The 24,152-nt window shown below is 55.9% G+C and carries 24 protein-coding genes; 11 read left to right on the top strand and 13 right to left on the bottom strand.

What is annotated here, in order from left to right:
• Positions 1-143 precede the first annotated feature (143 nt).
• The 3 genes from Q0835_RS09700 to pabB all read left to right on the top strand — a co-directional run bounded on the left by Q0835_RS09700 (position 144) and on the right by pabB (position 4,010).
• Complete coding sequence (locus Q0835_RS09700) at positions 144-467, top strand: hypothetical protein (protein WP_298960697.1); 324 nt, start codon at positions 144-146, stop codon at positions 465-467.
• Complete coding sequence (locus Q0835_RS09695) at positions 464-1,954, top strand: methyl-accepting chemotaxis protein (protein ID WP_298960694.1); 1,491 nt, start codon at positions 464-466, stop codon at positions 1,952-1,954. The genes Q0835_RS09700 and Q0835_RS09695 overlap by 4 nt, the downstream gene beginning before the upstream one ends.
• Positions 1,955-2,153: 199 nt before the next feature.
• Positions 2,154-4,010 carry an aminodeoxychorismate synthase component I gene (gene pabB / locus Q0835_RS09690; RefSeq protein WP_298960691.1) on the top strand — a complete coding sequence of 619 codons (1,857 nt, stop codon included), beginning with the start codon at positions 2,154-2,156 and terminating at the stop codon, positions 4,008-4,010.
• Between the two features lie 84 nt (positions 4,011-4,094).
• Here the strand turns inward: pabB and Q0835_RS09685 are convergent, their stop codons facing one another.
• Positions 4,095-4,733, bottom strand: coding sequence for a nucleotidyltransferase family protein (locus Q0835_RS09685; protein ID WP_298960687.1), 639 nt, complete (start codon positions 4,731-4,733; stop codon positions 4,095-4,097).
• A gap of 222 nt (positions 4,734-4,955) precedes the next feature.
• On the opposite strand from Q0835_RS09685, the gene Q0835_RS09680 reads away from it, so the two are divergent.
• Entirely contained in the window at positions 4,956-5,300 is a 345-nt protein-coding gene (locus tag Q0835_RS09680; protein WP_298960685.1) for a hypothetical protein, read from the top strand.
• Positions 5,301-5,900: 600 nt separating this feature from the next.
• The gene (locus Q0835_RS09675) at positions 5,901-6,182 is read left to right on the top strand and encodes a hypothetical protein (RefSeq protein WP_298960682.1); all 282 of its coding nucleotides are present in this window, start codon (positions 5,901-5,903) and stop codon (positions 6,180-6,182) included.
• 84 nt (positions 6,183-6,266) lie between these two features.
• Here Q0835_RS09675 and pheT read toward each other — a convergent pair whose 3' ends face one another.
• From pheT to Q0835_RS09655, 4 genes are all read right to left on the bottom strand, one after another.
• Positions 6,267-8,684, bottom strand: coding sequence for a phenylalanine--tRNA ligase subunit beta (pheT, locus tag Q0835_RS09670; protein ID WP_298960679.1), 2,418 nt, complete (start codon positions 8,682-8,684; stop codon positions 6,267-6,269).
• A gap of 62 nt (positions 8,685-8,746) precedes the next feature.
• Entirely contained in the window at positions 8,747-9,400 is a 654-nt protein-coding gene (locus Q0835_RS09665) for a phenylalanyl-tRNA synthetase subunit alpha (protein WP_298822067.1), read from the bottom strand.
• 29 nt (positions 9,401-9,429) lie between these two features.
• A complete protein-coding gene (gene pheS / locus Q0835_RS09660) occupies positions 9,430-10,512 on the bottom strand; it encodes a phenylalanine--tRNA ligase subunit alpha (protein ID WP_298960677.1) in 1,083 nt (360 codons plus the stop codon).
• A 390-nt stretch (positions 10,513-10,902) separates the two neighbouring features.
• Complete coding sequence (locus Q0835_RS09655) at positions 10,903-11,820, bottom strand: LysR substrate-binding domain-containing protein (RefSeq protein ID WP_298960674.1); 918 nt, start codon at positions 11,818-11,820, stop codon at positions 10,903-10,905.
• Positions 11,821-11,953: 133 nt separating this feature from the next.
• On the opposite strand from Q0835_RS09655, the gene Q0835_RS09650 reads away from it, so the two are divergent.
• The 3 genes from Q0835_RS09650 (at position 11,954) to Q0835_RS09640 (ending at position 13,267) form a co-directional block, all read left to right on the top strand.
• Positions 11,954-12,091, top strand: coding sequence for a hypothetical protein (locus Q0835_RS09650; protein ID WP_298822070.1), 138 nt, complete (start codon positions 11,954-11,956; stop codon positions 12,089-12,091).
• 217 nt (positions 12,092-12,308) lie between these two features.
• Complete coding sequence (locus Q0835_RS09645) at positions 12,309-12,671, top strand: MerR family transcriptional regulator (RefSeq protein ID WP_298960671.1); 363 nt, start codon at positions 12,309-12,311, stop codon at positions 12,669-12,671.
• Positions 12,668-13,267: a short chain dehydrogenase gene (locus Q0835_RS09640; protein ID WP_298960669.1), complete on the top strand. Its 600-nt coding sequence runs from the start codon at positions 12,668-12,670 to the stop codon at positions 13,265-13,267. Before Q0835_RS09645 ends, Q0835_RS09640 begins: the two co-directional genes overlap by 4 nt.
• 26 nt (positions 13,268-13,293) lie before the next feature.
• On the opposite strand, the gene Q0835_RS09635 is transcribed toward Q0835_RS09640, so the two are convergent.
• Positions 13,294-13,695 carry a tautomerase family protein gene (locus tag Q0835_RS09635; RefSeq protein WP_298960666.1) on the bottom strand — a complete coding sequence of 134 codons (402 nt, stop codon included), beginning with the start codon at positions 13,693-13,695 and terminating at the stop codon, positions 13,294-13,296.
• A gap of 104 nt (positions 13,696-13,799) precedes the next feature.
• On the opposite strand from Q0835_RS09635, the gene Q0835_RS09630 reads away from it, so the two are divergent.
• Positions 13,800-14,636: a LysR family transcriptional regulator gene (locus Q0835_RS09630; RefSeq protein ID WP_298960661.1), complete on the top strand. Its 837-nt coding sequence runs from the start codon at positions 13,800-13,802 to the stop codon at positions 14,634-14,636.
• Positions 14,637-14,744: 108 nt separating this feature from the next.
• On the opposite strand, the gene lepA is transcribed toward Q0835_RS09630, so the two are convergent.
• Positions 14,745-16,550 (bottom strand): translation elongation factor 4, encoded by a 1,806-nt coding sequence (lepA, locus tag Q0835_RS09625; protein WP_298822075.1) that lies wholly within the window; start codon positions 16,548-16,550, stop codon positions 14,745-14,747.
• Positions 16,551-16,794: 244 nt separating this feature from the next.
• On the opposite strand from lepA, the gene Q0835_RS09620 reads away from it, so the two are divergent.
• A complete protein-coding gene (locus tag Q0835_RS09620; protein ID WP_298960658.1) occupies positions 16,795-17,313 on the top strand; it encodes a GNAT family N-acetyltransferase in 519 nt (172 codons plus the stop codon).
• Here Q0835_RS09620 and mepA read toward each other — a convergent pair.
• Both mepA and Q0835_RS09610 read right to left on the bottom strand, forming a co-directional pair.
• Complete coding sequence (mepA, locus tag Q0835_RS09615; RefSeq protein ID WP_298960655.1) at positions 17,310-18,440, bottom strand: penicillin-insensitive murein endopeptidase; 1,131 nt, start codon at positions 18,438-18,440, stop codon at positions 17,310-17,312. The two genes, Q0835_RS09620 and mepA, sit on opposite strands and share 4 nt — an antisense overlap.
• A 38-nt stretch (positions 18,441-18,478) precedes the next feature.
• Entirely contained in the window at positions 18,479-19,564 is a 1,086-nt protein-coding gene (locus Q0835_RS09610) for a patatin-like phospholipase family protein (protein WP_298822078.1), read from the bottom strand.
• A 300-nt stretch (positions 19,565-19,864) separates the two neighbouring features.
• On the opposite strand from Q0835_RS09610, the gene Q0835_RS09605 reads away from it, so the two are divergent.
• Complete coding sequence (locus Q0835_RS09605; RefSeq protein WP_298822079.1) at positions 19,865-20,908, top strand: M20/M25/M40 family metallo-hydrolase; 1,044 nt, start codon at positions 19,865-19,867, stop codon at positions 20,906-20,908.
• Between the two features lie 119 nt (positions 20,909-21,027).
• Here Q0835_RS09605 and Q0835_RS09600 read toward each other — a convergent pair whose 3' ends face one another.
• The 4 genes from Q0835_RS09600 to Q0835_RS09585 all read right to left on the bottom strand — a co-directional run bounded on the left by Q0835_RS09600 (position 21,028) and on the right by Q0835_RS09585 (position 24,132).
• A complete protein-coding gene (locus Q0835_RS09600; RefSeq protein ID WP_298960651.1) occupies positions 21,028-21,330 on the bottom strand; it encodes an NIPSNAP family protein in 303 nt (100 codons plus the stop codon).
• Positions 21,331-21,486: 156 nt separating this feature from the next.
• Complete coding sequence (locus Q0835_RS09595) at positions 21,487-22,089, bottom strand: hypothetical protein (protein ID WP_298822081.1); 603 nt, start codon at positions 22,087-22,089, stop codon at positions 21,487-21,489.
• Between the two features lie 98 nt (positions 22,090-22,187).
• Positions 22,188-22,865, bottom strand: coding sequence for a dienelactone hydrolase family protein (locus Q0835_RS09590; protein ID WP_298960648.1), 678 nt, complete (start codon positions 22,863-22,865; stop codon positions 22,188-22,190).
• A gap of 1 nt (position 22,866) precedes the next feature.
• The gene (locus tag Q0835_RS09585; RefSeq protein ID WP_298822083.1) at positions 22,867-24,132 is read right to left on the bottom strand and encodes a TCR/Tet family MFS transporter; all 1,266 of its coding nucleotides are present in this window, start codon (positions 24,130-24,132) and stop codon (positions 22,867-22,869) included.
• Positions 24,133-24,152 lie beyond the last annotated feature (20 nt).

The raw sequence follows: 24,152 nt of genomic DNA, 5'->3' as shown, positions 1-24,152 counted from the left end.
CGAATACAGCGACTTCCGCGTGTAAAATGATTTTCGACTGTGAGGTTGCATGGAATTGCCGACAACCTCTTTTAATTTCAGATTTTATTAAAGTTACATGGCCAGAGTGAACCCATAGCGCTTTCGCGTTGAGGGTAAGATTCATGTCCAAATCCGCAAAGGTTTTTGCGGCCGTTTATTTCCTGCTTTGCAGCACGATCGTGGTCATCGGGTCATTGATACCCGGCAGCCAGGGCTTGGTTGCCGTCTTTGCAAAACCTTGGGGTGAAAACGCTCTTGAGGTGATTTCACAAGCAGACGGGCAGGTCATCTTTGTAAACGATTCAACCTGGATCGCTCTCACGGAAGTCAGAAATTCAGACGATGTCGCCAGGCTTTACAGGTCTGGCGCAGGTTTCGTTGCCTCCTCGTTGGTGGCGCAGGCATGCGCCCGCTGGAGTGCAATTTCATTGGGGAGCTCAACATGACTGATACGGCAAGCCCAGCTTCGGGCCTGGACGCCTTCCGGGACAGTTTTGCCCGGATCGCGGTCTACTTTACCTGGTTCAACGTGCTGCTGGTCGTGGGAACGGCCTGGTGGAACGGTTTTGTGTCAATGACAGCAGTCGGTGGTGCTGCAGTTCTTCTTGGTCTTGCGGCAACCGCCGCCTGGGTCAAGTTTGGGGCAGGCGTTGAGACGCGCCTTGCAACATCCATGTCCCTTGCCGGTCTCGTCGCCTTGTTCGTTGCCGCGCTTGCAACGCCTGCCGGTGAAGTGTCCTATCAGCTCGACGGCCACATGTACTTTTTCGCTGTGCTGGCCATGCTGGCCTGCTGGGTGGACTGGCGCGCGCTGGTCGCTTATGCCGGGGTCGTAGCCGTGCATCACCTTGTGCTGAATTTTGCCATGCCGTGGGCGGTCTTCCCGAACGGGGCTGATTTTGCCCGTGTGGTTTTCCACGCGATTATTGTGGTCGCCGAAGTCGCTGTCCTGTGGTGGATGGCCGACAGCCTAGCCAAGGCCTTCCAGGCCTCTGATCAGGCGCGTCATGAAGCAGAAGCGGCACGTTCGGAAGCTGAGTTGCTGCAACAGCAGACAAGCGAACATGACGAGATGGAACATCATCGCCGCGAAGCGGTCAGCCAGCGCATCGACGCCTTCCGGGACGAAATCTCCGGCGCACTGAACAATGTCGGTGAAAGGGTGCGCGACATGCGCGGGTCCGCTGAAGAGCTTGGGGTTGTTGCAGAAGATACGACGGAACGCGCCTCCTCCGTGTCCGATGCGTCCGAAACCGCATCTTCGAACGTTCAGATGGTCGCCTCTGCCGCAGAAGAGCTGTCATCCTCGATTTCCGAGATCACCCGCCAGGTCGAGCAAACGACCGAAATTGTGCACCAGGCGACGGAAAACGCGCAGACCAGCAACCAGAAAGTTGCCGGGTTGGCGGAAGCTGCCAATCGAATTGGTGAAGTTGTCACGTTGATCCAGGCGATTGCAGAGCAAACCAATCTTCTGGCGCTCAATGCCACAATCGAGGCCGCGCGCGCCGGGGAAGCAGGCAAGGGGTTCGCGGTCGTTGCCTCTGAAGTGAAAGAACTGGCTACCCAGACATCCAAGGCAACGGAAGAAATAGGTTCTCAGATCGCGGCCATTCAGGCCGAGACGAAAGACGCCGTCAATTCCATCGGGGTCATTGCGGCAACCATGGACGAAGTCAACAGCTATACCACGGCCATTGCCTCTGCGGTTGACCAGCAGGGAGCCGCTACGGCTGAGATTTCCAGAAACGTTGCCGAAGCAGCCGACGGAACAGGCCGTGTTGCCACGAATATTGGCGGCGTACGGGAAGCGGTTGAGCGCACAGGCCAATCCGCGTCGTCTCTGACGGGTTCAGCCGATGTTCTTGAAACGGAAACAGCGGACATGCGCCGGGCAATCGACAGCTTCCTGAAGGATGTCGCTGCCGCCTGATGCTGCAAGGGTAATACGATCAAGACAAGAGACCGGCTGGTGACACCAGCCGGTCTTTTTTGTTTGGAGACCGGAAGTTGAAAACTTGACCCGATGTCGCTTGGATGTCATGAGCCGCTTCTTATGAGACATTCGCGCCCAAAATGTATGGCACAGTCGTCTCAAGTGTCTTGAGCAGTTCCGGAACCGGCCCACACAGATGTCAGCGAGCGCGTTGCAGCCAGGATCAATCCTGCTTGTCGATCTCCTCAAGCAGAAATCCGCGCTTTTGTTCAAAAAACCCTCTGAAGTCGTCTCCTGCACGCGTTTGGACGAAGTACCCGGCTGTCTGTCGAGGCTCGAAACCGCTCAGAACGAAGGCAGATTTGCCGCCGGCTTTCTGGCGTATGAGCTTGGCTATGCCTTTGAAAAAAAGCTGCAGGATCGATTTGTCGAAACTGGCGAACCGCTTATGTGGTTCGGGCTCTATGATGCACCGTCCAAGCTGAGCCTTGGTGAAACCAGGGCCTTTCTAAACGAGAGCGCTTCTGGGCAGGGAGCGGAGATACCGGCACCGAAATTCGACATGAACCGGTCGCAATACGGTGAGGCGTTTGAGCGTGCCAGGGAGCATCTGGCCAAAGGCGACATCTATCAGGTCAATCTGACCATGCGTGCCCGGTTCACGCACAGGGGCTCCGCAGAAAGACTGTTCCTGGACCTCATGCGGAGACAGCCCGTTGAATTTGCCGCGCTTGTCAGGATGAACGACAGAACGGTGGTGTCCTTGTCGCCGGAGCTTTTTCTGGAACGCAGCGGAAGCTGTCTTCGCACGAAACCGATGAAAGGTACGGCACCCAGGGGCAGAACGGGTTCCGAGGACATGAGGATCAGCAGAGACCTGGCCTCGGATCCAAAACAACGGTCCGAGAACACAATGATCGTTGATTTGATGCGAAACGATCTGTCGCGGATTTCCGAAACAGGGTCTGTTCGCGTGACGAAACTGTGTGAAGTTGAACGCTATCAAAGCCTTCACCAGATGACATCGACGGTCGAGGCGCGGGTTCCACCGAGTGTCGGTTTTGGCGAAGTTATTAGCCGTCTGTTTCCCTGTGGTTCCATCACGGGAGCCCCAAAGTTGAGCGCGATGCAGATAGCACATGATCTGGAGTCCGGTCCGCGGGGTGTCTATACCGGCTCTATTGGCTACCTGAAGCCCGGCGGAGATTTCCGGCTGAACGTTGCAATCCGAACGCTTCAACTACGCGATGATGGAACAGCAGTAGCCGGAACGGGTTCCGGTGTTGTCTTTGATTCCGGAGCTGCGCCTGAATATGACGAATGCGCCCTGAAACTCAGGTTCATGAGCGAAGACCTCCCTGACTTTGAATTGTTGGAGACGCTGGCCTTCGATCCTGTCGACGGCTTCTTGTTGCTGGAACGCCACCTTCAACGTCTCGAGAAATCCGCTAAATATTTCGGTTTTCCCTTCAACGAGGCCGAAATACGATCCAGCCTCGCAGCACGAGCAAGCGGATTTGCCGGTCATATGCGTGTGCGGCTGCTGCTCAATGCAGAAGGTGGCCTATCCGTTACGGCCACGGCCCTGACACCAGTGGACGAGGAAACCGTCTTCAATCTGGTTCTGGCCAGCGAGACAACCGACCCCGGCAACCGGTTTCTCTATCATAAGACCACCCATCGTGCGTTCTTCGACGATACAAGAGCGCGCTATCAGGCAGAGACAGGCTGTCAGGAAGTTCTGTTTGAAAATGAAATGGGGTTTCTCACCGAAGGCAGCTACACGACACTGTTTGTCAAAAAGGGCGGCAGGTTGATAACACCGGCCTTGCGGCATGGATTGCTGCCAGGAACCTTCCGGGAAGGGCTTCTGGAGCGTGGCCTTGCCTTTGAGGCTGACCTCAGACGGACAGATCTGGAGACGGCCGACGAGATCTTCGTGGGGAACTCTGTGCGTGGCCTGGTTAGGGCGAGGCTGTTGACCAGTCAGGTTGCACTGACAGGTGGTGTTAGCCCATCAGGTGCCGTGCACGAAACGCGTAAGGCCAGTTAAACAGTGATGATAAGTGCAAATGGTGAGACGAGCGAAGCCTCTTGCCTTGTTGTACCAGAATGGCAACTTGAGATCCGCTTACCCTCATCTAGCCCATGGTACGATAGTCAGCTCAGGCCATAGTTCTTTCATTCGACTTGCCTTTTCAACATAAGTCTCTTCGTTTGGCTGTACATAATTCGGAACCAAGCGCATGGCGAAGAGGTTGGCAAGACCAAAGGGAGCGTGTGGTTTTAGGGTGCCCTCGCTTGTCAGGCAGGCCGCAACTGCGTGCGTGCGTGCGGCATAGGTTGTCAGGGAGTCCATCGCGCAATCAAGCGGCCGGTAAGGCCGGCCAAAACGTTGCTCGTACCACAGGTGAACACGAGCCTGATTTCTGACTTCCAGCAGCCTGGCAAGGTCCGGCAATGCGCTGTTGACCCTTTTGATCACAGCATCTTCGGCCTCGTAGGAAAGGTCGCTTCCATCAAAATAGATAATGTCGAAATCCTTGATACCATGAAGGGCAGGGCGGTCAGTCATGACGTTCCAGACGGTCTGGTATATGCCACCGGACACAAGCCAGGCGTCCGGCAGCCCGAGATCGCGCACGGCTGCCAGAATGTCCATGACATGCGGGATCGACTGGAGGATCGCAACCAGTGCTGCGAGCCGTTCTTCTTCTGTTGACGCATAGGGGTCGCCCAACCGTTCCCAGTCGGGAGTTCGTTCTTCAAGTGTCATTCGGGATACCAATCGGCAAGAAACGAAACCAAAGCATATCCGATTCTGAAGGCCGGGTAAGCCAGGCGGGACCTTCTCCCTGCTGACCTTGCAACGATCTCGCACAGGCAATTCCAAAATCTGGTGTTAAAGTCGAGCGACATCTAGGCACTCTTGCGGAGCTTGACAGCGGTAGGCATGACGCCATCTCATCAACAGGATAAGCCAACCAGGACTCTAGAGATGCGCCCAATTTCAGTTTCGTTTCCAGCCGTCGCTGCGGGAAAGTGTTTTGCGATTGCCATTGCGGGATCTGCGCTTTTGCTTCCCACCATTCTGGACGCCGAGGCCCAGTCAAGAAGGCCGCTGTCGACATCCATGACCTGTGCGCAGGCGCAATCGATGATCAAGCAGCGCGGAGCCGTCGTGATGAGCACCGGCCAATATACGTTTGACCGATATGTCTCCAACCGCAATTTTTGTGAGCGGGGAGAGTTCCTGGTGCGTGCCAACATCCCGACCAAGGACAAACGGCGGTGTACGGTGCAGCGCTGTGATAGTGCCAGCCCGTTTGAATTCAATCGATAGACGCTTTTTGCAGCGTTTGAAGGAGTGGAGATGGTTTCTGAAGCCAGTCGATCTTGCGGCAGGAAGACAATCGTTCTTGTCGTGAGTAGTTTTCTCACCCTGCAGACTTCTGCTGCCGCGATGGCGCAAGCCGGGAGACCGGATACGCGCCAGTTGACCTGTTCTCAGGCGCAGTCTCTGGTCAAGGAACGCGGCAGTGTCGTAATGACAACTGGTCCGGCCACCTTCGATAAATTTGTGGCGAACGCCGGGTTCTGCGAGTCCCGGTCAAACTCGCTCAGGGCAAGATACGCACCGACAAAAGACAATCCCAAGTGTGCCGTCGGCTTCAGATGTTTCCAAAACAGGGACAACAGGTGATGGGTTGAGCACTGAGCAAAATCGTCTCCCAGAACCCGAATTGGCTTTATACCCACTGCTCAATTTCTCATCGGCATTGCATTTCCTGCCCTTTTCACAAATATGAAAAGGGATGATCCGCTTCGGGTAATCATTCTCATCTGAATAGTATTATTTGCCTGAACGATCAGGAGAGGCCTTGTAATGCGCGGGAAAAATACAAAAAAACACCAAAAAAGTGCAGGGTCTTTGGCTGTAGGGATGAGTATGTTGCTTGCGCCCCTTTGGACTGCATCTTCAACCGAGGCCCAAACGCGTCGGCAACCGGACACGACGCAGCTGACATGTGCGCAGACAACGGACCTTATCAACAGGTTCGGCGCGATTAATCTGAAATCCGGACCGATCAAATTCGACAGATATGTCGCCAGCCGCAATCAGTGTTTTCCCGGGCAGAATGTAAGAACGACGACCGTCCCGACCAAGGACACGATGCGCTGCGGTGTCAGTGTTTGCGTTGAGCCACGCGAAAACAACAACTAAGCCAAACAGATCATCCGTGTCGGAAGTGGCGGGCGTAGCCACGCTGCTGCGCGGAAGACCGCGCAGCACCTGTTACATTGCGATTTAGCCGCGCAGTGTCCCGCCAGTCGCTTTTTCGACATTGGCGATGATCTTCTTTGCGACGGCATCAATGTCTTCGTCGGTCAGAGTTTTCTGGCGCGGCTGCAGCATCACGTCTATGGCGACAGATTTTTGATCTTCCGGTACACCCTGTCCTTCATAAATATCGAACAGGGTCACGTTGCTGATCAGGTTCTTTTCTGCACCACGGGCCGCCTTCAACAGAGTTTCCGCGACAACCTCCTTACCGACAAGGAATGCAAAGTCACGACGAACTGGCATCAAATCGCTTGCATTCATTGCACCCTTGGAGCGTCCGCCTTTGCCTTTTGGCTGTGGCAAGGCTTCCAGATAGATCTCGAATGCGACCAGCGGGCCCTCAATATCGAGCTTCTGGAGGAGCCGTGGATGGATTTCTCCAAAAACGGCCAGCGTATTCTTCGGTCCAAGTTTCAGGCAACCCGAACGTCCTGGATGGAAGCTGTCGGGAGCATCCGTATAAATTTGCAATCTGTCGACTGGAGCGCCGATAGCCGCCAATGCTGCCTCGGCGTCCGCCTTGGCATCAAAGACGTCAACGTTTGATGCAGCGCCAGACCAGTGCCGACCTGCCCCTTGAAGTTTTGCAGTCCCGCGACGAACGCCGGTTGCCACCATCTTCTGGCCCTCGGGTGTGTCGTCCAGGAAGATCTGTCCAACCTCGAAAAGGGCTACATCGCCGAAACCACGATCCGCATTGCGCTGCGCAGCAGCCAGCAGACCTGGCAGCAAGCTGGGGCGCATGTCCGACATCTCAGGCGAGATCGGATTGGCAAGCGCCAGCTCAGATGCACCTCCCCCGAACAGGTCTGCCTGTTCAGCAGAAATGAACGACCAGGTCACGGCCTCGTTGAACCCTCGTGTTGCAAGGGCCCGACGCGCCTTGTTGCGCCGGATCTGGCTCGTCGTCAGCACTTTCTGGTTCACAGTGCCTGTGCGCGGCAACGGAGTGAACGGCACCCGCTCCAGGCCGATGATACGCACAACTTCCTCGACCAGGTCGGCCTTGCCTTCAATGTCTGGACGCCAGCTCGGCGCAGCCACTTTCACGGTGTCACCGGAGCCGGAAATCCAGAAGCCAAGGGACTTCAGCGCGAGATTGATTTCTGCAAGCGAGAATTCCACTCCGGCCAGTCGCTTCACTTCCGAATAGGGGAATTCGACGATATTTGTGCTGTCCGGCACGGCACCGGCCTGGATTGTCTCGGAAGGTTCACCTCCGCAAAGATCCATCACCATGCGTGTCGCATATTCAAGGCCTGGCATCATGTAGTCCGGGTCGACACCACGTTCGAAGCGATAACGCGCATCTGTATTGACGCCAAGCTTACGGCCTGTTGCAGCAATGTCGTCTTCGTCCCATAGGGCGGATTCGATCAGCACATTGACGGTGTCTTCGGTACAGCCGGACGGTTCGCCGCCAAGTATGCCACCAAGGCTCTCCACGCCGTTGTCATCGGCTATGACACAGATCGTGTCGTCAACGTCGTAGGATTTGCCATTGAGACCATCGATCTTCTCGCCGGTCCTGCCACGGCGGACGGTCAGATTACCGTGCACTTTGTCTGCGTCGAAGACGTGAAGAGGGCGGCCCTGATCGAATGTGATGTAGTTGGTCATGTCGACGAGCGCATTGATCGGGCGAAGGCCGATTGCCGTCAGGCGATCCTGAAGCCACTTTGGTGACGGACCGTTCTTGACGCCTTTGACCATTCGAAGACCGAACGCCTTGCACATGGCCTTTGTATCGCCGAAGTCGAGCGAGATATCGACCGGACAAGCGTAGGTGCCGCGGATCTGTTCGCGGCTGCGCTCTTTCAGTTTGCCAAGGCCAGCCGCGGCCAGATCGCGCGCAATGCCGTAGACACCGGTACAATCCGGGCGGTTTGGGGTCAGGCCGATTTCGATGACCGGTTCGTCAAGACCGGCCCATTCGGCATAGCTCATACCGACAGGCGCGTCTTCTGCCAGATCGATGATGCCTGTATGCTCGTCCGAAAGTTCCAGCTCACGTTCGGAGCACATCATTCCGAAGCTTTCGACATCGCGGATCTTGCCGACGGACAGTGTCACATCGAGACCGGGAATATAATCGCCAGGTTTGCCCAGAACACCGACCAGCCCCGCACGGGCATTGGGTGCCCCGCAAACGATCTGGATCGGGTCACCTTCGCCCGTATCCACTTTCAGAACGCGCAGACGATCGGCGTTGGGGTGCTGTTCAGCTTCCAGAACCCTGGCAATCCTGAACGGTTTCAGCCGGTCGGCCCTGTTGGTGACTTCTTCAACTTCCAGGCCGATCATGGTCAATCGTTCCACGATCTCTTCCAGGCTGGCGTCAGTGTCCAAATGGTCCTTGAGCCAGGACAGGGTGAATTTCATAGTCTTTACTCTTCAATCGGTCATGCGGCGTTAGCCGGCCGCAAATCTGTTCAAGTCGTCCGTCAGTTCCCCAACCGGTGAACTTCTGGCAGCAGCGTGGCGTCGGCATAAGTCACCGCGAAGCGGCGTCCGATGTCGGAAAAGTCCTCGGTCCAGCTGCGCACCATTTCCGGGGTGATCTGATTGCCGGTCGCGATTGCTTGCGCTGCTTCCGTCTCGATCCGGTCGCGAAGGATCCCAAGTTCAAACTGTGCCGCATATTCGGCGCGGTACTTTCCAAGCCAGCCCATGGCGACGATCACGACCATCACCAGAAGAGCCGCGGTGCTGGTGAGCCCCGCCCATTTTGCCGTTCCACCGATACGGCGGTCACTTGCAATCAGGACGATCGAAGCGATGGTCAGAAAGGCCACGATATAGATCGCCTGAAGAAAGCTCTGATACTTTTCCGTGGAGCTTGCCTCATGGCTGGCCCTCAGGCGGGTGATGCGGTCTCTGAGATACAGCAGCGAATCGGCTTCTGTGCCGAGTTTGTCGCGAAAATAGGTATCGCAGAACCGCAGTCGCCCACGGCTTTCGATCTTGTCAGCGCAGGCTTCCAAAAAGGATGTCGGCGTCGGAACGCGTGCGTCCTTGTCGGTGGTCTGCGCCACCGCTGGCAAAACAGCTGCAAACGAAAGCGCTATTGCGAGAAAAAGCCGGGTCAGCAGTGACATGGATGATCGCCCCCCAAAGGTCCAGAAAATTAACTCGACAACCCACCGAACAACGTCGGCAGATCAAGCGGGCGGAAGCCATAATGCTGTATCCAGCGTACATCCGCGTCAAAAAAGGCCCGAAGGTCCGGCATGCCATATTTCAGCATGGCAATCCGGTCGATACCCATGCCCCAGGCAAAGCCCTGATAAACATCGGGATCGAGGCCACAGTTACGGATGACGTTCGGATGCACCATGCCGCAGCCAAGAATTTCAAGCCAGTCTTCACCCTGGCCGATTTTCACTTCACCGCCGGACCTGTCGCACTGGATGTCAACTTCCATGGACGGTTCGGTGAACGGGAAGAAACTCGGACGGAACCGCATCTTAATGTCGTCCACCTCGAAGAACGACTTGCAGAATTCGCGCAGGACCCATTTCAGATGGCCGAAATGGCTGCCCTTGTCGATGACAAGGCCCTCCACCTGGTGGAACATCGGCGTGTGTGTCTGATCGCTGTCACAGCGATAGGTCCGTCCGGGAATGATCACACGGATGGGCGGTTCCTGTGTCCGCATAGTGCGGATCTGAACCGGAGACGTGTGCGTGCGCAGCAGCAGCCGGTCGCCGTCGGTCTTCTCGTTGAAGAAGAACGTGTCGTGCATTTCACGCGCCGGGTGTCCTACCGGGAAGTTCAGCGCGGTGAAGTTCAGCTCGTCCGTTTCAATGTCCGGACCTTCGGCAATGGAAAAGCCCATATCCGCGAAGATCGCGGTCAGCTCGTCAATTACCTGACTAACCGGATGGATGCGTCCCGTTTCGGCCGCTGCCGGGCGGAGCGGCAGGCTCACATCCACCTTTTCGCTCGCCAGGCGTGTCTCAAGGGCCGCTTCGGCCAAAACATCCTTGCGGGCGGAAATGGCATCGGTGATCTTGGCCTTGAGGCCGTTAAGCGCCGGCCCCATGACCTGGCGCTCGTCGGGCGTCATTTTGCCAAGCGTTTTCATTTGCTCGGAAATCTTGCCCTTTTTCCCAAGGGCATGGACGCGGACGTCCTCCAGGGTGGCTTCGTCATTCGCACCGTCAATGGCGGTCAGAAGTTCGGATTCAAGTGTGTCGAGATTGGACATGCGTGCTCGGTGGTCGGTTCGCGCTGAGTTGCGCGCATCTGTGTCGAAACTGAAAGTCGGGACCTTTTAACGAATAATGGCGCACAATGCCACGGCCACAAACGCATTATTGCGTGAGCCCCGAGTGAATAGAAAAGCGCCGGAAGAAGAGCGCGTTAGCGCATAAATCGCCCGCAAGCAGGCCCCTGCAGCTGACGCAGACGCACAAAAGCACCCGTCTGCGACAACAGGCGGTTGGGTTGGCCGGAACGGCATATATGTGCGATGCGGTAGATCATGGCCGACAATTTACCGAATGAACGGGGGAAGGCAAGCGGAAAAGGCGCAAGGCAATCGCAGGAGCAGGTCACCAGCACTTTGGCAGTGATGGGGCAATTGCCGGCCTTTAACTTACTCATTCACCACATCCGCCCCTTTTGGCCGGCCTATCGATGTTTGGAGTTCTTCCTTGAGCCAGCTACCAAAGGCTTGTTTCGCCTTGGTTCTTGGCGCGTTCTTGCCACTGATCAGCCAGTATCCCAATCCGGTTGCCGGTCTTTGTGGAAACGGGGAGACAAGCTGGCCGGACTTCACTGCGTAAACGGCTAACGTTTCCCAGGCAAGAAAGACACCCTGTCCGGCAATGGCGGCGTCAAGGCACAGCGAGCCATCCGAAAAGGTCGGCCCATCTTGAAGGATGCTCTCGTCGAGACTGAAAAGGTCCAGCCACGTCTGCCAGGAAAACATCTGGCCCGGGTCACGAATAATGGGCAAACGGCCGATATCTTCAGGGCCTTTGATCTGATCTGCCAATGCTGGGCTGCAGACAGGGAAAACGCGCTGGTTCAACAGCTTTTCTGCGTTCAGCCCCGGATAGGGTCCTTCACCAACACAAATGCACAAGTCCACGTCGCTGGCATCTGGATCGACCAGGTCAACAGTTGCCTCGACCCGGACACGCACATCCGGAAATGCGCGGTTGAATTTCTTCAGGTGCCAGACCAGCCACTTGCCGGCAAAGACAGGCGCGACTGAGATGGTCAGTGCATCTTCACGGCCTCTTTGCGTGGTGGCGATGGCAGTCGATAGCGAAGACATGGCGGAAGTGAGATGTGGCTGCATTGCCAGAAGATGAGGTGTTGGCAGCAGCATCCGGTTTTGCCGTTCAAAAAGCTGAACGCCAAGCTGGGCTTCGGTCCTTTGAACCTGTTGACTGACAGCTCCCATCGTTACGCCAAGTTCCTCCGAGGCGATTTTGATCGAGCCCAGACGGCCGACGGCCTCGACGGCCCGTAAACCAGAGAGGTGTATGGAATTCAGACTTTTCATTTTAGAAAAACTATACTGAACTTCACAAAAAGTCGATTTATTTATCGAGTTTCTGAGTCTATATATGAAGTCAAGCTAAATTCAAAAGAAGGATTTGGCGATGAGAAAAACAATAAAAAGGAGACTTAAACTCATGATGAAACTGTTTATGCGACGCCAATTCAGAGCACGGCCAGCTTCCGCTTACGACCGGACCGACCCGCTCTCCCATCCGGCGATCCAGCGTATGAGCCAGCGTGAATTGGCAGACTTGCCGCTCAACAGGCTATAATCGCAACCGACCGGCTGAAACGCCGGTCGAAACAAAACTTGATCGGCCCCAACGGGCCGGTTGGAAACACTGATAACGGCGCCTGGATCCGATCCGGCGCCGTTTCTGGTTTTGCCGATAGCTCAATCCGCAGCCGATTTTCGTTTTATGCCTAAAGCGCTTGACTTGGAGTGACTTCAACCCGGTAGGGTTTTTGCAAATCCAAAGGGTGATGGACATGAGGATATCGGAAGCATCGGCGAAGTCAGGCTTGAGCGCGGCTACAATCAGATACTACGAAAAATCCGGGCTCGTTCCGGCAATCGAACGTGGCCCTGACGGCTTGCGCCAGTTTACGGGCGAAAACGTCGAATGGCTAACACTGCTGTACTGGCTCCGAAAAACCGGAATGCCGATGAAGGAGATGCAGCGTTTTGCGGCTCTCTACCGTCAAGGTGGGACGACCATTGGGGAGCGCAAGGAAGTCTTGCTGAAACATGAGAAGCGTCTCCAACAGCGTCGGCTTGATCTGAACCGATGCGAAGAAGTGCTGGCCTACAAGATTGCCACATATGCGAAAATTGAAGGAGGTCTTTCATGAAGATCATTCTGATCGGTGCATCCGGAGACGTTGGCAAAGCCGCACATGCAGAGCTCGCTGCGCGCCATGATGTCGTTTCCGCCGGGCGCTCATCCGGCGATATTCAAGTCGATTTGACCTCCGGAGACAGCATCAGGGCGATGTATCGGCAAGTTGGTCCCGTCGATGCTGTCATCTCGGCCGCAGGTGAGGTGGAATTCGGACGTGTGAACGACATGACGACGGACATGTTTCGTTATGGTCTGGAAAACAAGGTGCTGACTCAAATCAGCCTCGTTCTTTCCGGCTTGGAGACGGTCCGCGACGGAGGGTCCTTTACATTGACGAGTGGCATTCTGGATCGCGATCCTGTTCGTATGGGAGTGGGCGCGGCAACTGCCAACGGAGCCCTCGCCGGGTTCGTGACTTCAGCGGCTATCGATTTGCCGAGGAACCTGCGTCTGAATGTGGTGAGCCCGGGTTTGCTTGACGTCTCCGCCGGCAAATATGGTGCCTGGTTTCCGGGCCACGATCCTGTCTCGTCCAGAAGGGTTGGTCTTGCCTACGCCAAGTGTGTTGAAGGAGCAATTACTGGCAAGGTGGTGACTGTTGACTAACCCCGCGGCCGCCCTTCCTTGGCCTCTCAGGTCTGAGGCACTTTTTCTGCATATTGCGCTATGCCATGTCCGAACGACCAGTTTTCCGATTTGGATTCAACCAGACTGATAAAGACATCTTCCGGACGTACGCCCAGTTCGCGCTCCAAACTGTCGGCAATTCGCTTGAAGAGCGCTTGTTTCTGCCCGGTGTTGCGCGTGTCGCTCACGGTCAGCCGGATCAAGATAAGATCGTCGGACCGGGCGATATTCATATAGTGCCGGCCAAAGACAAAATCCTCGGCTGCGTGTTCACTCAATGTCATGAACCGATCATCTTCCGGCACATTGAACGTCTCACGCATCGACGTATAGATCTCGTTGAAAATCGTGCGCTTTTGAGCCTCGGTCTTTGAGCCCTTGCGGATGGAAATCTGGGTGAGCGGCATATCAACCTCCAAGTGTTTGCGGCAACAAGAGGACGCTAACCGGCAGCTAAAGATAAACAAAACAAATCTTTGATATATTTAAAATTCGAAAATAGAATAGAGCTATGACTGATTTGGACCCTGACCTTCTTCGGGCTTTTATTGGCGTTGCCGAAACCAACAGTTTCACAAAGGCAGGCTCGTTGACCGGTGCGAGCCAGTCGGCTGTCAGCGTCAAGATCAAGAAGTTGGAAGAGCGGCTTGGCGATACACTGCTTGCACGCTCTCCGCGGTCTGTTCAGTTGACCCCATTCGGGACAAGGTTTTTGAACGATGCACGCGATTTGATCGAATTGCACGATCGGGTGATATCGCGGGTCAACGGCAAGGACACACCCAAACAGGTTTTGTTGGGCATCAGCGATCATGCAGCCGGAGCGCGGCTTCCAGAGATCATCGCGAAACTCAGTCACGAACTGCCGGAGTGTCGCTGGCATGTCACGGTTGGGTTATCTGGCAGACTTTTTCGCGACTACAAGTCGGGTCTTTTCAATGCCGTCTTGGTGCGCTTTGAAGATGTTGAGGCTACGGGTCAGACAGCTTTTGAGGAAGAACTGGTCTGGACGGCTGCGAACGACTTTCAATGGGAAGCGGGTAGCAACTTGCCACTGGTGGCATTGGCCAGCAGTTGCGCTTTGAGACAGCTTGCAACAACTGCTTTGAACACTGCGGCCGTCGGGTTTGAGGACGCCTTTATCGGCACAGGTGTCAGTGCTGTTCAGGCGGCTGTCAGTTCAGGCCTCGGCATAGCTTGTCTCGACAAGCGCAACGTACCGGATGGTTGCCGGGATGTCGGCGCGGAATATCAGCTTCCAAAGCTGCCCAAGACAAGGATGGCCCTCTATAGCCGGGATAAAGCAGCAATCGGTTCTGCGATTCTGAAAGCGTTTCGGACTGCATGAGCGGGCCGTATTTTTAGGGGCGGGCCAGCAACCGATGCGGCGCCCGCGCGTTCGAAAGTCGCCAAAGTATCACTGGAACATTGGCAACCTAGAAAACCAGCCGCTTTCTCACTCTTCCATCTTCAGGGCCTGGATGAAGGCGTCCTGCGGAATTTCTACCTTGCCGAACTGGCGCATCTTCTTCTTGCCGGCCTTCTGCTTTTCCAGGAGCTTGCGCTTGCGTGTGGCATCGCCGCCGTAACACTTGGCCGTCACATCCTTGCGCATGGCGGAGATGGTTTCGCGGGCAATGACCCTGCCTCCGATCGCCGCCTGAATGGGAATCTTGAACATGTGCCGCGGGATCAGCTCTTTCAGCTTTTCGCACATCGCCCGCCCACGCCGATCGGCCTGACTGCGGTGTACCAGAACCGAAAGCGCGTCGACCGGTTCCTCGTTGACGAGGATGGACATCTTCACGAGATCGCCTGCCCGATAGTCGGACAACTGATAGTCGAAGGAGGCGTAGCCCTTCGAGATCGATTTCAATCGGTCGTAGAAGTCGAACACGACTTCATTGAGCGGCAGGTCGTAAGCGACCATGGCTCGAGAACCGACATATGACAGTTCGACCTGAATGCCGCGACGCTCCTGACAAAGTTTCAAGATGCCACCAAGGTAGTCGTCCGGTGTCATGATGGTCGCGCGGATCCACGGTTCACTGATCTCGGAGATTTTCACGATGTCCGGCATGTCGGCCGGGTTGTGCAGATCCAGCTGCGATCCGTCGGTCAGGGAAATCTGGTAGACAACGGACGGTGCGGTTGCGATCAGATCGAGGTTGAATTCGCGCGACAAACGCTCCTGGATGATCTCCAGGTGCAGCAGCCCGAGGAAGCCGCAGCGAAAACCAAAGCCGAGTGCGGCTGAGGTTTCCATCTCGAAAGAGAAGCTGGCGTCGTTGAGGCGCAGTTTGCCCATTGCTGCGCGCAGGTCCTCAAAGTCATTGGCATCAACCGGGAAAAGCCCGCAGAAGACGACCGGTTGCGCCGGTTTGAAGCCTGGAAGTGGTTCAGCGCAGGGTTTCTTGTCGAGCGTGATGGTGTCACCGACGCGCGTATCGGCAACTTCCTTGATCGAGCCGGTAAGAACGCCGATTTCACCGGCTTTCAGTTCTTCGACCTGAAGGAACTTCGGCGTCATGGCACCGACCCTGTCGACGTCGTAAGACGCGCCAGTTCCCATCATCTTGATCTTCTGGCCTTTTTTGAGCGAACCATTGATGATGCGCACAAGGACCATCACACCGAGATAGGTGTCGTACCAGCTGTCGACCAACATCGCCTTGAGCGTGTCATCCGGATCGCCTTGCGGTGCTGGAAGCTTCTGAACGATGGCTTCCAGAACATCTTCGACACCAAGACCGGTCTTGGCCGAAATCATGCAGGCTTCCGACGCGTCGATACCGATCACGTCCTCAATCTGCTCCTTGATGCGATCAGGTTCGGCAGCAGGCAGATCGATCTTGTTCAGGACGGTGACGATCTCGTGGTCGTTGTCGATGGCCTGATAGACGTTGGCAAGAGTCTGGGCCTCAACGCCCTGAGACGCATCGACCACCAGCAATGAGCCTTCACAGGCAGCCAGGGATCTGGAGACTTCATAGGCAAAGTCCACGTGGCCGGGTGTATCGATCAGGTTCAGCGTGTATTGCTCGCCGTCCTTGGCATTGTAAATGAGCCGAACCGTCTGCGCCTTGATCGTGATGCCGCGCTCTCGCTCGATATCCATGGAATCGAGGACCTGTTCGGTCATTTCCCGATCGGTCATCGTGCCGGTCATCTGGATCAGCCGGTCAGCCAGAGTCGACTTGCCATGATCAATATGGGCTACGATGGAAAAGTTTCTGATGTTGGAAAGCGTCTTCGTCGTCATGGCCGCCCCTTTACCACTGCAATTCGATTTCGCCTAGTGGATTGAGGACTTTGAGCGCCGAAATCGGTTGGTTTTTTAACGATCAACTTTTTCCTTGAAGCACCATTCAATGCAAACCGCCGTCAATACGTGAATTGACGGCAGCAAGAGCGTCCAAAACATGATGTGTCTGTCGCTGTGCCAGACTATGGCTTTAATGGCCGCGCAGTGCGGGAATACGCACGAAAAAGACATGAGATCGATGATGAAAATTCGCAATGCCGACCCGAAAGACCTTCCCGACATCCTCGCGCTTTACAATCACGCCGTCAGAGAGACTACGGCTGCCTGGACAACGCAGGAAGAAACCCTGGAAGAACGGACCAGCTGGTTTGAAAGCCGCCAACTGGAAGGTCTGCCTGTGTTGGTGGCGGAAACGGAAGCGGGCAGCGTCGCCGGTTTTGCCAGTTACGGATCTTTCCGCGCCAAGGAGGGCTACCGTCTGACGGCCGAGCACACGGTTTATGTTGATCCGAAGGTGCAAAGACAGGGAGTTGGACGCACGCTTCTGAAGCAGCTGATCTCGACGGCAACGGCAAATGGATATCATGTACTGGTCGGCGTGGTTGACGGTGACAATGCAGCGTCTATTGGACTGCACCATGCGCTCGGTTTTGAAGTCACAGGACACTTGCCGCAGATCGGAACCAAATTCGGACGCTGGTTGGATCTGGTGTTTCTGACAAAGGTGCTCGATGAAAAGGCGCCAGCTCCGGAACGCTAGTCTGCTTTCAGCACTGTCCGGCAGTCCTTGGGAAGAGCGGCCAATGCCATCGGCCGCTTTTTCACGACCTTCGGCTTTTCGCCTTTCTTGGGCGGGTTTTTCGGTACCCAGGGTTCATCGGACAACCAATAGGTCAGATGTTCGCCACAGCCATCGCCGGGTGGCGGCGGGTTCTGATTTTTGCACCCGACACTGCCGGCCGGGCACGATAGCCGCACATGGAAATGATAATGGTGTCCCCACCAAGGCCGAACTTTTCGAAGCCAAGCCCGGTTCTTTCCTTTTTCAAATTCGCACAAGGCCTTCTTGATCGTCGGATTGACGAAAATACGGGCGACGCGCTTGTCGGATGCGGCCCGGCGGATCAGCCGAGCGTGAACGTCAGTCCATTTGTTCGGATCGACACGGCGATCGGCGCCTTTGACATCCAGTGGACCTTTCAACATGGAGATTGCCGAGATCTGTTCACGCTCTTCAGCGCTCAGGCGCCGGTTGGGCATTTCTCTCAGCCAGATATCGGCATCCAGGCCGATCTGATGGCTTGCATGACCGGACAGCATAGGTCCACCTCGAGGCTGTGCCAGATCACCAACCAAGAGGCCGTTCCAGCCGACCTTTGGTGCATCTGCGGCGAGATCCTTCAGGTAGGCGACCAGTTCAGGGTGACCCCAGTTACGGTTCCTGGAAAGTCGCATGGCCTGCCATGTCGGACCGTCGGCGGGCAGGACCGTCCCGCCGGCAAGACAACCTTTCGCGTAAGAGCCTATGGCACGTGCCTTCAATGAGGCCGGACCGTTCGCGGCTCCGAAATAGTTCTTGGCCGGAAAATCGGGATAAAGCACCAGTTCGGGTTTGCTGGCAATGTAACCTTCAGGAACGGCGCGCTTTCGTGCGGGCACAGGCGTGCCCGCAATGACCTTCAGGCTCGGTGAATAGTGCGACTTGTCAGCGGTTGCCGGTTTGACGGCTGGAACAGGGACAACGGCCGCCAGCGCCGGGGTCGACAGAACGAATAATAGAGCTCCTGCGCATGCGGCGATTGCAGGACTCAATTTGTTGGCTGCCGGTCTCCAGTCCATGACCACTTTGGAACCTCGTGCATCAATGCCTTTGTGGAGCCAGTGCACGCCGGAGGGGTTTCCGGCGCCCGGTTCCACCTTTTGCTTCAGGCAGCATGCACTAATTCGGCCGGTCCTGCATCCGTTTCCCTGCTTTCCGCGTGCTCTTTCAACATGTCGGCAAATTCATCGAGGAATATCGTGTTGTCACGAATGACAACGTCGGCTGCGCCGTTCAGGGCAATGATGTTGCCGGGCCGGGCGTTGTCCATGTCTTCGCCGTCCGGCGCGAGTTCCGCATTCAGTCGGTAATAGGTGACATTCGGCAGATCACCGAACAGATGTGCCGCCTGATAGGCTGCGGTCTGGCTCTGTCCGTCGGAGAAGATCGACAGGATCGGCACACCTTTTGAGGGCTGCATCCAGCCAAGGCCTCCCCAGCCGATGGCTTCCTTATAAGGGAAGGGCCTTTCGGGCGCTTTACCGGTCCCGAGCGACAGAATGACGATCTCATCCTGATCCCACCCGATCTTGCGTGCCTCGAGATAGGCGGCAACGGCCGGGTCGTTCATGAAGACGCCGCCATCGACGAGCGCTTCATCTCGCTTGCGGGTCAGGTTTTCAACCTTGGCGGGCTCAAAGAAGGAAGGCGCTGCCGTGGTCGCGCGCACAGCCTGCCAGAAATAGTAGTCGTCGGGACGACTGCCATTTTCCTCCAGCCCGTTGGTCATGAATACGGCCTTGCGCTGTTCGATGTCGTAAGCTGTCAGAACCAGCTTTGTGAGTGCACTGGCCATGGAGGTCCATCCGAAGCGCTCTTTCAGGAGCTTTTCAAGCGGCCGTGCATCATAGGTCTCATCAAAAAGGCCATAAGGGTTGGTGACGGCTCGCGCCAGTCGTGTCGTAATCGAGTTGTTGAAGATATCGCGCGCGTCGCGTTCGTAGAACGCTCTGAGCTCGGCAATCGTCGCTGCGGCTTCACCCATGCTGCCACCAGGACGCGGTGCACTCAAACCTGCGGCAATCAAGCCGCCGGTGGAGGTGCCTGCCATCAGGTCGAAAACCTTGTGCAAGCCCGCGCCGACACCGCGCTGGTTAAGCCTGTTTTCAAGCGTTTCAAGAATACGCAATGGAATAAGGCCGCGGACACCGCCGCCATCTATAGAGAGAATAAAACGTTTTTTCTGGGCCATGATCCGTCCCCGAGTGGTCTAATCGAAAGGGGCTACGTCTTTTCGCAGAAGCGATAGGCGTCTTTTTTATCTAGGAACAATTTTTCGCGATAAAATACGACACCGCAATGGCAAAGCACAAACTGCGTGTTCGAAATTGCGAATTTGACGACCAATCAGTTAAGGCGTAGCAGGGGTTATCTTCAAAAAAGTCAGGTCTATTTTACTGCTTTACGCTGTTTCTTGCCGCTTATGCTCTTTATCCGTGTGGGGATTTTGGCATAGGATTGGATCCGGAAATCAACCCCGACAGGATGCCCCATGAATATCGAACTGCTCCGCAACCTTTGTGAAACACCGGGTGTGCCGGGTCACGAACACCGCGTTCGCGACTTGATCCAGGCCGAAATCAAGGATCTGTTCGACGAAGTGACGGTCGATCCCATGGGCTCGCTTCTGTGCAAGCGGAACAGTCGCAAGGCCTCGAAGAAGGGCGATCCGAAGAAGGTCATGCTGCTCTGTCATATGGACGAGATCGGGTTTCTGGTCTCTCATGTCACCGACAAGGGCTTCGCGCATGTCCAGCCGGTTGGAGGATTTGACGCGCGCAACCTGTTCTCCAGGCGCGTGCTCGTGTCCACCGATGAGGGTGACTACAAGGGCGTGATGAACCCGGGTGGCAAACCGATCCACATTTCTTCGCCGGAAGAACGCAAAAAGATTCCGGAACCCAAGGAATTTGTGATTGATCTTGGCCTTGGAGAAAAGACCAAGGACGTCATCAAGGTAGGTGACATGGTCACCATGGACGAACCTTTGATTGAAATCGGTGACAAGATCGTCTCAAAAGCGCTCGACAACCGCATTGCCTGCTGGCTGGGTATTGAGGCGATCAAGGGACTGGGCAAAGTCAAGCATGCCTGTGAAATCCACGTTGCCTTCACCTGTCAGGAAGAGGTTGGTCTGCGTGGAGCGCGCACCGCGTCTTTTGCCATAAAGCCCGATATCGGCCTTGGCATAGATACGACCCTTTCCTGCGATACACCGGGCGTTCCGGAGCAGGATCGGACCACGGTTCAGGGCGCGGGTTTTGGCCTTCATGTGAAGGATTCAAGTTTCATTGCCGACCGGGATCTGGTGAAGGAATTTGAGGCGCTGGCGGAAAAAGAAAAAGTCCCGTTCCAGCGCACGATGCTGGCGGCCGGTGGCCAGGACGGCGCTGCTGCCCAGCAGGCCGCAGCCGGAGCCAAGGCTGTCGGGATCGTCGTCGGTACGCGCTACATCCACACGGTCACCGAAATGATCCATAAGTCGGACCTTCAAGCCGCATTGGATATTCTGGTTGCTTACCTGAAGAAGGCCTGATCAAGCGGGCTGTTTCTGCCAGGTGGCTTTCACGCAGTGGCTATGACCGGAAAAACATGAGGTCCCGGGGCAAACCCGGGACAGCAGTCATTCGCGAATGACTGCGGGTTTTGCTGATTTCAGGTCACCGGGCGCAGGAAGTGGCGGTCGTAGCGCCTTATGCAGGCTGTGTCCTCCGCGAACTGAAATGCCTTTTGGCAGTCCGCATCCTTCATGCTTTCGGCACGATAGACTTCGTACTCGGCCAGAGAGGGGAAGGAAAAGAGACACACTGCAAGATCGCTTGGGCTTTCATACGGTAGATAATAGCCGTGGTGTGTGCCGCCGAATTTTTCCACGAGCGGGATCCACATCCGCGCATATTCTTCAAAATCTTTGAGCTTCGCCGGATTGATCTCATACTTGATGTAACAGGTAATCATCAGGTTTCTCCCGTTGCTGCTGACCTTTAGGCACATTGTCTGTGCCAACGCAATCTAGATAAGTTCAAACGGAAAAACCCCGCTGATCAGCGGGGTTTGGTGCTGTGCCGCATGTTTCGTCAATGGCGGCTCATAAGACGAAAGACTTGCCTGCGATCAGGCGATGGTTCCCAGCAGGTTGGATACCTGTTCACTGTTTCCCGCATATAGCTCGCTCACAGATGCGCTCTGATAGCTGAAAGAGCTGTTCCCGAAGTCACCTTCGATTGTCGACGCACTGGCGGAGCGAACGGATAGTCCGGTTTCGCTGTCGAAGGAGACCCGCTCGAAGGAAACGAATTGAGCAGATAAGGTTTCACCGCCGATTTCTGCTTCAATCGTTGTTGTTGAGATCGTCGCACTTTCATAGGCAACAGACGCCGATGGCCCCGAAGTCTCTTCGCCCAGAGCTACCTTCAGCTTGCCCGCCGTTTTCTGATAGTCCTCAACGGTTGCCAAAGCACCCTCTTTGGCATCTTCCTCGTCTTCACCTTTGCCCTTTTCGACGGCCGCTTGCAGCGCCGCAATCACCACCGCATCTTCCTCGGCTTTTTTGCTTGCAGCTTCCAGGAGGCTTTCTGCCGGTGCGGCCTGCTGTCCTTTGCGCTGGCCGATTTCATGACCGTGAGCATGGCCTTTCGGACCATCCTGGACGCCATTTGAGAAGCTGGCTGAGAAAAGGCTTGCGCTCTGGGTGGTGGTTTCGATCGAAATCTGCATCGTGCATGGATCCTCGGCTCCCGGCCCGTCCTGGGCCGGCAAAGGTCCTTAGAGGATCGCGCAATAGGGTTAACAGGCCATTAACCAATTGGCTCCGGCTAAGAAGCTCTGAAAAACTGGTCTTTCAAGAATTGACCACCCAAGGCCAGGCCGCGTTCGTCAATACTGTGGGGAAGGCCGGTGAGCTTGTGCAAGTCACACGCAATCCCTGCCTTGGTGAGCGCGGTATGGGCGGCGTCGGCATGATAACAGGGGACGACATCGTCCTCAGTGCCATGCACGATTAGTATGGGGCAATTGGTTTTCACGTTGCCGAGACAGTCTGCACCTGGCAGCAGGCCAGAAAATCCAACAATGGCAGCAGGTGAAAACCTGCGGCGAAGTCCGCACTGCAACGCCATCATTGTGCCCTGACTGAAACCCACAAGCGCAAGGGAGGTGTCGTCCAAGGAATACCGACGGAGTTCTGTGTCCAGAAATCTGTCAAGTATCGCTTGCGCGGCTTCGGCTCCAATTCGGTACTCGCGCAAAGAGTGTTCCGCCAAGGCAAACCATTGGCGTCCGCCAAAAGCCTCGAAAGGTAATGGTTCAGGTGCATTCGGGGCGACAAAAACAGCCTCTGGCAACAGATCCTGCCAAGCGTGGCCAAGTTCGATGAGGTCGGTGCCATCCGCACCATACCCGTGCAGCAAGACAACCAGTTGGCGTGCAGTATTGCCAGCGAGCGGATCAAGACGTGGGCCGTCCAGGGCAAGGTTATGCAGCGGATCTGTCATGTCATTCTGCCGGGTTTTCTTTCTCTTCCGGTTGAGCGCCAGGCGGTGGTTTCTGCTGGAGCCGCATGAAGGGCAGGGCGATCAGCATGGATGCCAGAATCAGGAGACCTGCAAGGGCAAAAGGAGCGCCTGGAAAATAGACGGCCGCATCCGGTCCGGAGAAATGGGAAAAGACCTGCGTCATCACAAATGGGCTGAAAACCATGGAAAGGCCTGCCGCGCTGGAGATCAGGCCTTGCAGTTCACCCTGCGCGTTGTCCGGAATACGATTGGACATGAGACCAGTAAAGGCGGGTGTCGCCAGAGCACCGAAGGAGGCGAACGCGACCATGGCATAGGCCATCCAACCGGAATCCGCGAAGGATAGTCCTGTGAACGCGATCAGATTGGCAACCAGCCCGACCAAAAGCGTTCTACCCGGTCCGAGTTTCGGTTCCAGGACGCGTATGAGATATCCTTGAACAAAGGCAAAGCCAATGCCGACAAATGCCAGGGACAGGCCAATGTCGCCGGGGCTCCATCGAAACACTTCCTCCGTATAGTAGCTCCAGATAGCCGGGTAGACGTAGTGCGCGATATCGAACAGGAAGACTGCAAGAAGCAGTGTTCTGACCGCAGGATAATTGGCGATCTGTTTCAGGGCTCCGAGAGGATTGGCCCGCTTCCATTCAAATTTGCGTTTGTTTTCCTCCTTGAGTGTTTCAGGCAGGACGAAATAACCGAACAGAAAATTGACAAACGACAGTGCGGCCGCAGCATAAAACGGTGCACGCGGCCCCCACTCGCCAAGAAAGCCGCCAATCATGGGCCCAAGCACGAAACCGACACCGAAACCGGCACCAATCAGGCCAAAGTTCTTGGCGCGATCCTCTTTCGAGGAGACATCGGCGATATAGGCGGATGCGGCCGCGAACGTAGCGCCAGCCACTCCAGAAAGCGTCCTGCCGATGAAGAGAATTACCAGGCTCCAGGACAGTGCCATGATGAGATAGTCCACGGCCATGGCAAACATGGAAGCAAGCAGCACAGGACGCCGCCCGAACCGGTCAGAGAGGCCGCCAAGGGTCGGGCCGCACGCAAACTGCATGAGAGCGTAGACAACGCTCAGGGCGCCGCCCCAGCGCGCGGCATCGCTGACAGGCAATTCAGTCAGCTCGGTCAGCAGAGATGGCATGACGGGCATCATCAGCCCGATGCCCATCGAATTGATGGTCAGCGTTACGAGTATGAAGCCAAGCGCGCTGCGTTTTGACAGACCGGTTCTCACAAAGCCTTCCTGGTCGGGTT

Origin of the sequence: uncultured Roseibium sp., assembly GCF_947499295.1 — a bacterium.
GTDB lineage: Bacteria > Pseudomonadota > Alphaproteobacteria > Rhizobiales > Stappiaceae > Roseibium.
This window is presented reverse-complemented; position numbering and strand designations above follow the sequence as displayed.